The sequence below is a fragment of the Streptomyces sp. NBC_00080 genome, assembly GCF_045041255.1.
Lineage (GTDB): Bacteria > Actinomycetota > Actinomycetes > Streptomycetales > Streptomycetaceae > Streptomyces > Streptomyces coriariae.
This window is the reverse complement of sequence record NZ_CP108236.1, coordinates 267939-281435: the sequence shown is the minus strand read 5'-3', so window position 1 is coordinate 281435 and position 13497 is coordinate 267939. Positions and strand designations below refer to the sequence as shown.

The following is a 13497-nucleotide window of genomic DNA, read 5'->3' as shown; positions in this document are numbered from 1 at the left end:
GCGTCACCAGCCAACTTGGCCGCCCGCAGACGAGTGCGGTCAAACCGCAACTTCGCTAATCACGCGTTCAACTGACGGTCGATAAGCCATCGCGCCTGGGCTACGTCGCCGCTGCCCACGGTCAAGCCGGCCCTGGCAGCAACGTAGAAGCGGTCCCGGCCTTCGTCCGCGCGCCGTACAGCAGCTACCCAGTCGAAGCCGTCGCCGGCGACACCACGTGCCTCGCGCTCCAACTGCAGCACGGCCCAGCGCCACTCGCGCGCAGCGGCCACAGTGTCAGCGTCACCCAGCAGAAGCACCGCCTCCCAGGCTTTGGTCCGCCGGGCGTCCGCTTGGGCAATCAACTCAAGCCCCGTAGCCCGATCGATCGGATGCGCACGCGACGAGGGCCGCGACGACGCGGTGAGACGATGCGCAAGCAAGTGGACCTCCTTGAGCGCCCGACCGAACTCGGAGTAGGCATCCAACCGTCGTTCATCCCACCGCACCGACAAGGCACGCGCCCACTGCGCCCTGTCGTTGAGCCGTGCCGTGAGCAGCGTCCCAAGGACACCGACGATGACACCTATGAGGGCAGGCAACTGGTTCAGAAAGGCAGTCATCCCCACAGCCTGCCCGCGACAGCATCCGGTCAAGAGGCACGCTCAGAGCGGCCAACTGGCTTGCCACACCTATGTCTGGTCGGCGGACAATGCCCCGGGCCGGCCAGGGCTCCCTTCCTGGAAGCATCGACCGCAGCACTTGCCTCGCAGGTCCCCAGACCCTGCTGTTTCACGGGCTTGCGCCACCACGACGTCCGTCGTCCTGGCGTCCCCCTTCGCTGACACCGTGTGACGCCTGACGGATCCCGCTGGCTGCCCAACACCACATCGGGGAGAGCGTGCCAGCTCGTTTGAGTGATTACGGCGTAATCAGAGCGAGCCTGCTAGCTGCGCCCGGTACGGCACTCAATGCCATCCCACGAGCCTCGGGCCGAGCGCTCCCGAACCTTGGCTCCAAGCCTCAGCCACTCGCCGGCAACCGCAGAACCGGGTCGCGGCGGACGCGAAGCGTGGTCGGGGGTTCATGGTGAGCTGCTACCCGGTCCCCTGCTGAAAAGATTTGGCGCCCGCCTTCGGGCTACTGCTGGTTCCTCGCGATGCCTTCCTCCGCCGCCCGACGTAGTGCAGCGGACCGAACTTGGATCACGAGTTGGCCGCGGTGTTCACGATGTCCAACCCAGTCCTCTGGGGACCCGTCCGCTCGATAGTTGGGCCCTGAGAACGCGGACCCTCCCGCTTGCCAGCCCGCGAGTGATTACGGCGTAATCACTCAGACCGCCGCTTCCCCCGGGCACTGGTGATTACGCCGTAATCAAGCCTCGGCCCGATTCCAGAGAGCAGCGGACCAACTGCCGGCGTCTGTCACGTCTCACTCCATCGAGTCGCCTTCTCAGCGAACCGAGTCGTTCGGGCTTCTGTCTCAGCGAACCCGGACGCGCGGCGGTGTGGGCTCGGGGTGCTGCGTGGCGGTACCAGCTGGGGTGGATCAGGCGGGCCGTGCATCGAATTGTCGTACGTGGACGCGGTGCACGGGCGCTGCCGGCGACCGCTGCGGGACTGTGTGACCGGCCGGTTCGAGGATGTCGCTCCGGTGCACACGTTTCGCTGGTCGCGCGGTGAGCGTCAACGATCCGCAGCATCCGGCTCGTCGGCCTGGTGCCGATGCCAGCCCGAAACTGACCTGCCTCGCAGCCGCTTCCATGATCTAGTGCCGGTCATGCCGTTGCTGCTGCTGGACCTCGACAACACCCTTGTCGACCGCGATGCGGCCTTCCGCGCCGCAGTCGTCGACTTCCTCGCCCAAGACGGCCTACCTGCCTCGGACCTCACGTGGGTGATGGCTATCGATGCCAGCGGCTATACGACGCGTCAGGAAGTCGCGGCAGCTCTGACCGACCGGTACGGGGGCGTGGTGCCGACCACGACCATCCGTGCCCTTCTCGACACTGGCGCCGCCGATCGAGTCGTCCTGGCGCAGTCCACCCGCGAGGCGCTGGGCAAGGCACAGGCGCACGGCTGGAGTTGCGTCATCGTCACCAATGGGCGCACCGTCCAGCAGGAAGCGAAGATCCGTAACACCGGACTCGAACAGCTCGTTCAGGGCTGGGTCATCTCCGAAAGCGTCGGCCACAAGAAGCCGGAACCGGAGATCTTCCAGGCGGCCGCCGCCACCGTCAGCCTTCCCCTGCGTGGCGCGTGGGTCATCGGCGATTCACCGCACGCTGACATCGCGGGCGCCCACATGCTCGGTCTTCGGAGCGTATGGGTGACGAACGGACATGCCTGGACCCAGGACTCCTACTGGCCCACCCATGTCGCTGACGACGTCGCTTCCGCGATCAACCACACCATCAGGACATCGAGATAGGGCGCCACCAACCCCGAAACCTGCCATGTTGTCTCAACGAATCCGGCTCACGCGTCTCACACAATCCAGCCCACCCAGATCAGCACCCGAGGACGACCAACTTCGTTGAGACAGGACAGCGCCGAGGCAGCAAAGGCAGCTGTCCGACCGGGTCCGAAGAGATCTACCGCTGGCGACTCCCCCGACCGATCGGAAGGGAGCGCCGCCGGGACACCGTGTATGGCAACTTGCGCACGAACTGCCGCTCCCTCGCCGCGCCAGTGATTACGCCGTAATTACTCGGGCGGCCGAGCTCCATCAAGAGACTCGTCCGCCGTGGCTGCCCTGTATGTTGACGGGCGGCCCAGCGGAAGTGCCAGCCAGGCAAAGGGTGCCGCCGCGGCGGCCAGCGATTGCCAACTCCCGTGCGATGGCTTCGCTGGCCAAGTCATGTCCTTCGCGCTCGGCCTGCTCCCTCAGGAACGAGGCTTCCACTACACGGCCAGCGTCCAGCAAGTACTCGACCGCCTCGGCGAGCGCGTACTCATCATCGGCAGCGGCAGCCTGGCCGAACCAGGGGAGTGCCTTGCCTCAATCGACCGCCGTCGGCCAGCGCGCTGGCTGCTGCCAGCAGGCTGCCTTCGTCACCTGCCCGCGTCGCGGCTCGGAACCATTCCGGCGCTCATCTAGGCCCTTCCGCGGCCATGATCTCAGCGGTGTGCCTCATAGCCTGTGGCGTGGCGCGTGCCGGCGTGCGCACAAGCCACTGTGATGGGCCGACGACATACCGCCGCCCTCATGGCATCACCTACTTCCATGGCTGCTACTCGGTCGGCGATGACCAACTCTGGGGAGTCGTCCGCCGACGCAAGGGCACGGACCACACTTGGGCGGCCCTACGGTCGATCCGCGCGGCCCGTCCGGACGGCGCCCCGATCTACGTGATCCTCGACAACCTGTCCGCGCACCTGAACTGGCGGATCCGCCGCTGGGCCGCCCGGAAAAGGGATCGATCTCTGCTTCGCCCCGACCTACGCGTCCTGGGCCAACCCAATTGAGGCCCACTTCGGGCCCCTACGGCAGTTCACCCTCGCCAACTCGAACCACCCCAACCACAGCGTCCAGAACCGCGCATTGCACGCCTATCTGCGGTGGCGCAACAAGAACGCCCGTCACCCCGATGCCCTCGCCGCCCAACGACGCGAACGCTCTCTCATCCGCATCGAGAAGCACATCCGCTGGGGCGGCAGGCCACTTCGGCTTGCGGCCTGAACCCCGGCAGACCTCCCTGCTGGTGACAGCATTAGTCGTCGAACTCGAAGCCTGCCGTCTCGGCACGGGCAACAATCTCGCGAACGGCGCTGGGGCTCAAGATCACGGGCTCAAGGGCAGTCTTGAGCTGCGCGAGGTCACCCGAGCTCCCGAGCGCACAGAACATGCAGCCCTCACTGTCGAAGTCGAGGCGCTCAGCAAGATCCGGCCAGGCGAACTGCACAAGACCTTCCCAGAAGTACCCATTCGGCTCGTGTCCGGCGGCAACGACTGCAGCATCGGCGGCCAGGTCACCAGCAGCGAGTGTTAGCGAGTGCTCGCCGTCGAAGTCGTGCAGGGTGATAGTCACGGCGCGATCTTCCCACGCCCGGTGCACAGGCTACCCAGCCCAACAAACTGCTTGTCCGCTCCCGATCCGGCGAACCTTTCCGGTCACAGCACTCGGTCGAAGCCAGCCGCCAGGTACTGAGTGACCATGCCGTCCTCGGCGGAGCACGCAGCTGCGACCAAGCGAGGGTCGTCCGACTTGCTGCTCAGATCGACTTCGCGAGGCGTAAATGCCGCGGGCCTAGAGGACGTCCGGCCAGCAGGTAGCGAGCCTGCCGGTGCGGGTCAGGGTTCTTGGGGCGGCGGGCAGGGGCTGTGAGCGTGCCGTGTTCGGGCCTGGCCGACGGGGGAGTGGTCAGCAAACTCGTCGAAGTAGCCGGGTCTTGGCCAAATGGTGCCCAGGACCAGAATGGGCGCGCGGGTTGTGCCTGCCAGGAGAGTGCGCAGCGCGGCGGCTATCTGCTCACCATGATCGGGGTGCAGCAGGTAGTGGTGGGCTTCGTTGCGCCAGACGACGGTCCTGGGTCCGACTCTGTCGAGTTCGGCGATACCGCCTGGGGGCGCCCGGGATCGATGGGGGTGCCACAGCCGCCAGTCGTCTGGCAGGGCATGCGCGGCTCCATAGCAGGCTCGAGTCTTGCCCAAGGATGAGGAGCCGCCCGGCATCACCCGGTGGCTGGTGCCGCGGGCTGCCTCGGTTATAAGGCGCCGCAGCTCGAGGTCGTGGTCACGTTCGACGTAGCTGGGCCGCCCCCTGACGCTTCGCCAGGTGATCTCGTGGTGGACCTCGAGGTCATAGGCGTCGATCTCTTTGACAGGCCGCCCGAGGAGTTCGGCGGGCTGAACCTGCCGCCACAGCGCGGCGACTTCTTGTCCAGCCTCCTGGCCGTCGCCACCGGCCATGCGGGTCAGAACGGTCACCACTGCGACCGCGTCCGATTGTTTTGCGGGAACGGCAGGATCGCCGATTAGGTGACTCTCATCGGCAGCCGCCAAGGTTCAACCGAGTCGCGGAGAACGGGCGTGACCCTGATCTTCGTTGGACAGGGCCATCTCGCCGCTGCAAGCGCCGAATAGATACCCCGAACTACGCCGGCGAGATGAACCTAGATCACCTGGCCGACACTGATCACAAACGAAGCTTGCGTAACAATCGGCACATAAGCGACTCCCAGAATAGGGCCTCCAGCGGCCGATCTCCGAGGAGGCAATACGATCGGACCTCGGACCTTACGATAGGCCGCCAGAAGCCCATACAGGCCCTTCAGGTCCGTCCACGGCGCCCTCAATTGCCACATCCGTCCCCGGAAACAGCTCGGCCTGGGGCTCCAGGACTCCGGGTACCGCCGGGCGGCGAACTGCGCGGAACTGAACTACAACGGATACGCCTCGGGGGAGTGGGTGACCAGGACGTGGCCCGTGTCCGACTTCGAACTCGGCGGCCGGGCCAGAGAGCCGCAGGGGAGGCGTGGTCAGGATTCCGTGGGACCAGCGATTTGAGTCAGGATGGGATCGGCGGCGAGGCGTTGACGCGCCTGGTAGAGGTGGACCCGGACTGTACTGGGGCTGATCCGCATCTGCTGCGCAATGTGGGCTGTGGGGGTGCCGAGCGCCCACAGCCAGGTGACCTGCCGCATGTGGCAGGGAAGCCGGTTGATTGCGTCGGCCAGGCCACTGTTGCGGTGGCTCTCGATGGTGATGTCTTCGGAGGTTCGCTCGTTTTCGTTGCTGCCTAGAAACTCGCCGGTCGTCACCTCAAGTCTGAAGCGTGCTGAGGCGAAGTGGTCGGCCACAAGATTGCGGGCGATGGTGACCAGCCAGGCGCCGAAGTCCCGGCCTCGCCAAGTGAACGTATGCAAGCGCGCGAACGCACGAAGGAAGACTTCACTGAAGTCTTCGCACAGGTCCTCGGCGGTCGCTCTACTTCCGACCCGGTAGTAGACGTACGGGACTGCTGCATGATCGGGTGACAGCGGGGTTTATGCAGCCAGAGCTGCGGGTGGGGTCATGATGGTCTCGTACTCGACGGGGGTCAATCGGCCCAGGCGTCGCTGCCGTCAGCGCCGGTGATAGGTCCGCTCGATCCAGGTGACGATAGCGATCCGCAACTCTTGGCGGGTGGCCCAGACGCGGCGGTCGAGGACGTTCTTCTGCAACAGTGCGAAGAAGCTCTCCATCGCGGCGTTGTCGCCGGCGGTCCCGACCCGGCCCATCGAGCCGACCAGGCCGTGGCGGGTGAGGACGGCGGCGACCTTTGCGGGAGCGGAATTGCGATCCGCGGTCGGAGTGCACGATGCATCCCGCAGCGGGGCCGCGGCGGGCGACGGCGGACTCCAGTGCGGCCACCGCAAGGCGGGACTTCATCCGGGCGTCGATGGAATAGCCCACGATGCGGCCGGAGTACACGTCCTTGACTGCGCACAGATACAGCTTGCCCTCGCCGGTCGCGTGCTCAGTGATGCCGTGAGCCACAACCGGTTCGGCCCGTCCGCAGTGAAGTCCCGCCGCACCAGGTCATCGTGGACCGGTGGCCCGGCTTTGGCGTTCTTCCCGCGGCCTCTTCGTTTGCCGAAGGCACTCCACCAGCCGTTGTCCCGGCAGATCCGCCAGGCGGTCCGCTCGGCCATCACCTCACCGGCCGCGCGGGCCTCGTCGAGAAGGAAGCGGTGCCCGGTGCGCGTCGAACAGAGCGTTGGCCCGGTATGCCTCGGCCATCTCAGCATCAGTGACCGGCCTGGTCAGCCACCGGTAGTAGGGCTGACGGGCCAGCCCGAGCACCCGGCACGTCACCGCCACCGGCACCCGGCAAGGGGCATCGGCGGCGGCCAGCTCGCGGACGAGCGGGTACATCATTTTGCCGGCAGGCTCGCCTGCGACAGATACGCCGCAGCCCTCCTGAGCACCTCGTTCTCCTGCTCCAGCAACCGGATCCGTTTGCGGGCCTCGCGCAGCTCGGCCGACTCACCCGACGGCGTTGCGGGCCTGGCGCCCTCGTCGGTGTCGGCTCGGCGCAGCCACTTCGACAGCGTGATCGGGTGGACCCCGAAGTCGGTGGCGATCTGTTCCAGCGTGACGCCGGGCTCGCGGTTGCGCGCGACCCTCACGACGTCCTCGCGGAACTCCTTCGGATACGGCTTGGGCACTGCAACATCCTTCCAGGCCGCTTCTCAGCAAGCCAGGTCAGGTGTCACCCAACCCTGCAGCAGACCCGGCTGTTCCACTCCGGGCAAGATCCGTCCGAGAGGGGACCACGCTACGTCGCTAACTGTTGTCGCTGGCATTTGCCGCGCTCGCTGCCAGTACCAGTTGGGTCAGGATGGGGTTGCCAGCGGCCTCGACTGTGACGCGGAACAACCCTTCGCGGGGGACCGAGGGGTGTCCGACGAGTTGCTCGCCGCCGACGCTCCTCAAACTGACCGAGCGTTCGAACGCACCTTCGGAATCTTCGATGCTTTCCACTACGCAATCGACGTCTGCTGGATTGTCGCTGCCGGAGATGCTGATCTCCCAGATCTGACCGGGCTCGACGCAATCAGGGACCGTCAGCCCGAGGTTTTCTCCGGCCTGCTCCGGTCCGAGGTGCGGACCACTGAGCAAAAAGCGCTTGACCGCTGTCATCGCGGGCTTGGCCTTTGCCAGGCTGCCGTGTTGCAACCCCAAGGGGGTGAACGATTGGGTGAAGGTCGCGGATTCCTCGTGGACAGTGCCGTCCCCTGTCACGTTCCAACGGTGCGGGATGCCGTTTTCGTCCCGCATGAGTTCACCGTCGCCGTGATAGCGGAAGCAATATTCGGACGCGGTGACCAGCCCAGACTCCAAAGTTAGCGACTGCACGGTGTCCTGGTCGACTCCCACGACGGCTCGATGCGCAGGCAACGAGAAGTCCCCTTGGCGGCGGAAGAAATCGAGGGAGTCCTGGGCGAACTGCCGGTTGCCACCCAACGCTTCCACGTCTTGGGGTGTCAGCGGGCGCACGTCAGTACCGTCCTCCACACAAGGAAAACGAGGAAGCAGATCGTGTACGCCGGGCATGGTGTGCGCCAGCGCCTTCAATTTTGCACGTGGAAGGGGGATCGGGGTGCCTGAAAGGCCGTTGAGCATGGAGGCTGCCATGACGGCTCCCTTGAACGGCGTGCCCAGGGTGAGTACCCCGCGCGTGTCCGCCGCCAGGTCGTTGTCGTAGCCCATCGTGAGGGCGGCGTGGGTGACAAGGCCTCCCATGGAGTGAGCAACGAAAACCAGTCGTCCCTCCCGCCCGTCAGTTGCCTGCTTTCGGGCGTTTTGGTACGCCTTCTGCGATCGCCACTGCTGCAGGTGCTTACGCGCGGCGGCGGCGAGCAGGTTCCCGTTTACGGCTACGGACAGGCGCCAGTCGTAAGGGAAGCAAAGAACGGCACTGTCGGAGGGAACGTGGGCCCGAACCGTCGATACGAGTTGGTTGTACGGTTCGATGCCTTTGAGGAGGGGCGCCCACACCGGGACCTTCAGCAGTCCTATCGGTTTTACCCGCCCGTACTGGCCCTCCTGCTCTCGGGGGGTCAGGTGCAGACCTTCGAGCCCTCGCTCTCTGGCCCAGGCCTTGACCAGCCACCGGCCCCCTTTCAGGCCCCATAACGGTCGGCTGGCATCGGTGTCGTACAGTTCGCTGCCCAGGATGCCGGGGACGATGACCACGGCGTCGTGGGTGATGTTGGGCGTGATCCGCCCGGTGCTGTAGGGCTGGCCTGGCTCAAAGGCCTCGCCGTTCGTGTGTGATGACCGGTGCATGCCTGGAAGAGTAGAGACATGCAGAACACGGCGGGCGAGATTGAGGGGACGAGACCGAGCGGGGGGCAAGGCCCCGATCAACGCATCGTGCTGTCACTGGCGTTTCGTGACTACAAGGACGGCAATGCAGAGTTCACTGCCGGGATCGACGAGCAGCTGAAGGTTGTCGAGCGATGGTGGTCCTCCCCAAGCCCCGGTGAGGCTTTCCAGGTCATCACAGCGGACGATCTGGAAAGCCGTGCCCAGGTCGATGCCTTCCTGCACGAACAAGGCGTCCGTGATCTGCAGGGCGACGCTTTGGTCTTCTTCATCACGGGCCACGGCATGCCACGCACCAACCCGCATTTCCTCAAGCTCCCTGACACGCAACGCGGCCGTCCGTTAGCTACCGCGATGCGGACCAGCGAGTTGATCACCGCCGCACTCGACTCCAAAGTGCGCAACGTCCTGGTCATCCTCAACACCTGCTTCGCTGCGAAGATCAACGCGGAACTGTCCACTCTGTATGAAATGGTCAGCAAGAGCCGTCGTGAGAGCTGCAGCATCAACGTTCTCGTAACCTGCGGTCATGACGACACCGTTGAGGTAGGCCGCTTCTCTACGTACCTCCGAGCCGCTTGGGAAAGACTGCGCCGGAGCGCAGGAGTCACGACGCCGCATCTCAGCGTGGCCACCTTCGTGACGGAGTACTCGAACTGCCTGCCTGTGGACGAACGGGACATCTACGCCCTCAGCTCGGCGTTCCGCGGAAGCCACTACACGAGGCCTACTCCCTGCCTGCCCAATCCTGGATACCAGCACGTGCGTGAACTTGCCGGAGCCTCGCGCAGTCAGGTGGCCTATCCAGCTGTCAGCTACTGGCTCGATCGGGCAAGCGGACGGCCTCAAGACGGCGACGACGGTTGGTACTTCCGGGGGCGCGCGGACCTCAACCGGCACATTGCGGACTTTCTGCGGTCGGCACCACCTCGAGGAGTCTTCCTGCTCACTGGGACCGCGGGTAGCGGCAAATCTGCCCTCCTGGCTCGGGCCGTCCTGCTCAGCGACGAGAACTTCCGCCAAGACCCCTTATACAAAGTGGCCGAGACGCTCGTCGACGACGAAGCCTGCATACCCCCCGAGGGATCCGTCACCGCTGCCGTACTCGCACGCCATCGGAGCAGCGAAGAAGTCATCAAGGCTATCCTGCAATGCCTGAAGCTTCCCGCCGAACCCATAAGCGCGCATGACGATCCCGTCACCTGCTGGACCCAGCAGCTGCTGCACCACTTACGCAGCCGCGGTGGCACGTTGAGCCTCGTCCTCGACGGCCTGGACGAAGCAGAGGAACCACACCGCATCATCACCGACCTGCTCGGCCCACTGAATGAATTCTGCTCACCGACGCAGCCGGTCTTCGTTCCCAGACCACGCTCCAGCGACAGTGCAGCGTCAGTGCGGCTACTCATCGGCGTGCGGAGCAGCAGGCCCGAGGACCCGTCGGTGGCCCTCGGCAGAGAGAGTCACTCCCTTCTCGACACCCTGCAAGAGACATTCCCGTTCGCTCGCCTTCATCGCACGGACGACCCATCAAGTGTTCAAGACATCGAGCAGTACGTGCATGCCCTCATCACCGCCGGGGGCAAGCACACAGACACAGCCAGCCACGCAGCACCAGCGGTGGCGCCCGAAGTCTGGCCATCGTTCATCGACGCCCGCCTGGCAGGCGAACAACTACGAGTCTCCCCTGACCCCTCGCTCGAGGTGGCACAGCCATATTGGAAGCCGACGCTGCAACGAGGCACACTCAGCCTGCTCAAGAGAGATTTGATGCTCGTGGAGGAGCAAGGGCTGCCCGCGTACGTGGCGGCCGCCCTGCTGCGGGGGATGGCGTTCGCGCTCGGGCAAGGCGTCCCCTGGTCAAACATCTGGCCGGTTTTCGCCGCCTCCCACCTGCAAGGAAAGCCTCTCGACAACCCCGACGAGATGATCGAGAAACTGCTCAACAGCCGGCTGAGCGGCTATCTCTCTTATGGACAGCAGGATCAACGGCGTGTCTACCGAGCCGCACATGAGTCACTGGCGGAAATGCTCCGCGACATGAGCATCGACCTACTGGACTTCCGGGAGTTCCAGTGACCGGCGAAGAGCCCCTGACCCACGAACAAATTCACCGACAGATCGCCGAGGCCCTTGCGGGCCTGGTCTCCGACGATCCGCAGACTCCTCCTCACCCCTACATCAGTCGCTATCTCGCCCAGCACGCCGCACGAGGTCATGTGCTCGATGACGCCCACGTCCCCCCCTCAGTTCTGCCCTGGGAGAAGACGACCACCGTCCGCCGCCTGCTGCAGCAACAGACGCACCCCTCCGACAATCAGGACTGGCTGAGGATCTGGGCCTCCATCGAACCCTTCATCGAGAATGCTGATCCTCTCTCCCGCATGACCAGCCTTCACCTCGCCCGGCACGCGGCCAGGCACCGCCGTCAGGCGCCATCCTCCCTGCCACCCGACATCGCCCAGCACACCGGTTCACGCGCCGTGCCGCTGTGGAGCGACTGCGCACCACCCCAAAACGTATGGGCAGTCGCAAATCCGCCATTACAGGCCCTCGCTTGCGCGACCACCACCAGCGGCACCGGCCCAACTGTTCTCGTCAGCGGCGACAATCACGGTTTGATCAGAATCTGGCGCAATGACGGAACAGTGGCCGCCGCACCCCTGCAGGTGCACAACGGCGCCGTGACACACCTCCTGACACTGGACGACACCCTCGTCGCCTCGGGAGGCAGCGACGGACGACTGTCGATCATCGATGTGCTCCGCGGACCGATCGTGGAATACCGACGCCCGCAGACGTGGATCTCATCGCTCATTCTCATCAAGATGCCCGGTTCCGCCCGGCTCCTGCTGGCGGCGCACAGTGATGGACATATTTCTGCCTACAACACCGCCACATTCCGGCCGTCAGAGATCCCCCTGCCGCACTTCGACGACGCACCCGTTCTTCTAGCACCCGTCCCCGGCAGTCAAGGGCAAGACGACTTCCTGATCTGCGCACAGCACTCGGCCGTCAGCAAATGGGACGGCAGGCGTCTCATCCGGCTGAGGGACCACCAGGGCCCGATCCGCACACTTGCTGCCCTGAGCCGACCGGGCAGCTACGCCACAAGCGATCCAGTCGACGGTCTCAGCTTCTACGATGCGACAACGGCAGACGAGCCCCTGGCACGCATTCCGCAACCCCATCCCGTCACGGCGCTACTGCCGGTGATGCTGGACGAGGGCCCAGGCCTCGCAACCGGGAGCAGCAACGGAACCATTCAACTGTGGGACGAGAAAACCCGAACCCCTGTCGGCGGCCCGCTGCAAGGGCACACCACGCCCATCACCGCACTGGCACTCTTCGTCGGCCGCAGCAGAAGGCGACTCGTTAGCGCCGCCGCCGACGGCATCGTCCGCAACTGGCAGTTGGAAAATCCCCCTCCACCAGGCGGGCTGCCCTGGGAGCCGATCACCGCGGCCGCCTTACACGTACAAACGAGTTCAGCCGGCCAGCCCAGGCTGGCCGTAGCCACGGGACGCGATCTGCGCCTGTGGAGCATCTTCGAGGGCAGCGCTCATCAGCTTCCCGTCTCCGCCCCTGTCACCGCCTTGCACTGGTCGCAGAGCCAACACGAAATCCAACTGGCGATAGCCCTTGGTGACTTCAGCGTCCAGATCTATCGGCAGTCAGCCGTCCGGGAACAGCTGGAGCATCGTGGAACCCTCACTGGTCACCTTTCCCCGGTGACCCGGATGGCTTCCATCGCGACCGGGGCCGGCTCCGTTCTGGGGACGACCAGTGCAGACGGGACTGTACGCCTATGGGACCTCACTGACATGCAAGCGATGACCAGCTTCGGCGACCACGTGCTCAGCGTACTGTGCATCGATGCCGCAGCCTCCGACAGCGGTCCCCTCTTCGCCTCGGGTGGGATGGACGGCAAACTACGCCTGTGGAGTGCCATCACGCGACGCCAGTACGGTGACACTCTCCGCTGCGACCAACACGCAATCAACGATGTTGCCTTCGCACCCAGCGCAGACCGCAGCCGACTGGAAATCGCGACCGCGGGCGAGGACGGCTCACTCAAGACGTGGGACCTGTCCGACGGCACGCCCCGCCGAATGCTTGACCTCTGGCAGACGGACGGTCAGCTGTCTGCTGTCACCTGGTTCCGCACCAATCGTCAGCGCCCAGTCCTGGCCGCTGCAAGCCGCAGCCGGATCCATGTCTGGGACGCCATGTCCGGAAGCCACCTTCTGGAGATCGTCTCCGGCCGGACAGTGACAGCACTGACGGCGCACCATTTACCCGATCTAGACAGCCAGCATGACGTGCTCACAGCAGCAGGCGAGGACGGCCTCATGGTCTTCGCCCTGCACCTGGAGAACCTGTGACACATATGCGCGACGCCTATGCTTCTTCGCTCCCACCGTGCGCCCCTGTCGTACTGCGTCACATCACCCCAAGCTAAATGGTTCTGAAATCGAGCAATGCACGGCGTGGCCAGGGGCCCATCCCGGCGCACAACTGACACCCGAAGCGAGGCCTTATGCACTTCGACTTACCCCTTACAAAGTGCTTCACCCGCCCCTCTCATGCGTTGCGTCGCCCTGGAGGCTCACGCTCCCGCCACGCTGAGAGAGGCACCTGCCTGTGACGTTCACGGCTTCCTCCGTCACCCAGGTACCGGCTCCGCCTCGTGGAGTATGGCGC

The 13497-nt window shown here is 65.1% G+C and carries 9 protein-coding genes and 2 pseudogenes; 5 read left to right on the top strand and 6 right to left on the bottom strand.

All coding sequences use genetic code 11. From position 1 onward, the window contains the following. Positions 1-59 precede the first annotated feature (59 nt). Complete coding sequence (locus OHU34_RS45000; RefSeq protein ID WP_331733629.1) at positions 60-602, bottom strand: hypothetical protein; 543 nt, start codon at positions 600-602, stop codon at positions 60-62. 1156 nt (positions 603-1758) lie between these two features. On the opposite strand from OHU34_RS45000, the gene OHU34_RS44995 reads away from it, so the two are divergent. The 3 genes and pseudogenes from OHU34_RS44995 to OHU34_RS44985 form a co-directional block, all read left to right on the top strand. Further along, the gene (locus OHU34_RS44995) at positions 1759-2409 is read left to right on the top strand and encodes an HAD family hydrolase (RefSeq protein ID WP_331733627.1); all 651 of its coding nucleotides are present in this window, start codon (positions 1759-1761) and stop codon (positions 2407-2409) included. Between the two features lie 429 nt (positions 2410-2838). Further along, positions 2839-3078, top strand: coding sequence for a hypothetical protein (locus OHU34_RS44990; protein WP_142270083.1), 240 nt, complete (start codon positions 2839-2841; stop codon positions 3076-3078). An 86-nt stretch (positions 3079-3164) separates the two neighbouring features. Continuing rightward, positions 3165-3660 (top strand): annotated as a pseudogene (locus OHU34_RS44985) (transposase); the annotation flags it as partial. 31 nt (positions 3661-3691) lie between these two features. Here the strand turns inward: OHU34_RS44985 and OHU34_RS44980 are convergent. The 5 genes and pseudogenes from OHU34_RS44980 to OHU34_RS44960 form a co-directional block, all read right to left on the bottom strand. Further along, on the bottom strand, positions 3692-4009 hold the full coding sequence (locus OHU34_RS44980; protein ID WP_142270082.1) for an Imm51 family immunity protein: 318 nt from the start codon (positions 4007-4009) through the stop codon (positions 3692-3694). A gap of 263 nt (positions 4010-4272) precedes the next feature. Further along, entirely contained in the window at positions 4273-4908 is a 636-nt protein-coding gene (locus OHU34_RS44975; RefSeq protein ID WP_142270081.1) for a hypothetical protein, read from the bottom strand. Between the two features lie 551 nt (positions 4909-5459). After that, entirely contained in the window at positions 5460-5960 is a 501-nt protein-coding gene (locus OHU34_RS44970) for a sigma-70 family RNA polymerase sigma factor (protein ID WP_142270080.1), read from the bottom strand. Positions 5961-5966: 6 nt separating this feature from the next. Then, positions 5967-7130 (bottom strand): annotated as a pseudogene (locus tag OHU34_RS44965) (IS3 family transposase). Positions 7131-7248: 118 nt separating this feature from the next. Then, positions 7249-8754, bottom strand: a complete 1506-nt coding sequence (locus tag OHU34_RS44960) for a triacylglycerol lipase (RefSeq protein ID WP_142270079.1) — start codon at positions 8752-8754, stop codon at positions 7249-7251. A gap of 18 nt (positions 8755-8772) precedes the next feature. On the opposite strand from OHU34_RS44960, the gene OHU34_RS44955 reads away from it, so the two are divergent. Then, entirely contained in the window at positions 8773-10872 is a 2100-nt protein-coding gene (locus tag OHU34_RS44955; RefSeq protein ID WP_142270078.1) for an ATP-binding protein, read from the top strand. Then, positions 10869-13178 carry a WD40 repeat domain-containing protein gene (locus OHU34_RS44950; RefSeq protein WP_142270077.1) on the top strand — a complete coding sequence of 770 codons (2310 nt, stop codon included), beginning with the start codon at positions 10869-10871 and terminating at the stop codon, positions 13176-13178. The genes OHU34_RS44955 and OHU34_RS44950 overlap by 4 nt, the downstream gene beginning before the upstream one ends. Positions 13179-13497 lie beyond the last annotated feature (319 nt).

Excerpts from the sequence above, each read along its gene's own strand:
- OHU34_RS45000 (WP_331733629.1), bottom strand. The coding sequence starts at position 602 with ATGACTGCCTTTCTGAACCAGTTGCCTGCCCTCATAGGTGTCATCGTC.
- OHU34_RS44995 (WP_331733627.1), top strand. The coding sequence starts at position 1,759 with ATGCCGTTGCTGCTGCTGGACCTCGACAACACCCTTGTCGACCGCGAT.
- OHU34_RS44990 (WP_142270083.1), top strand. The coding sequence starts at position 2,839 with ATGTCCTTCGCGCTCGGCCTGCTCCCTCAGGAACGAGGCTTCCACTAC.
- OHU34_RS44960 (WP_142270079.1), bottom strand. The coding sequence starts at position 8,754 with ATGCACCGGTCATCACACACGAACGGCGAGGCCTTTGAGCCAGGCCAG.
- OHU34_RS44955 (WP_142270078.1), top strand. The coding sequence starts at position 8,773 with ATGCAGAACACGGCGGGCGAGATTGAGGGGACGAGACCGAGCGGGGGG.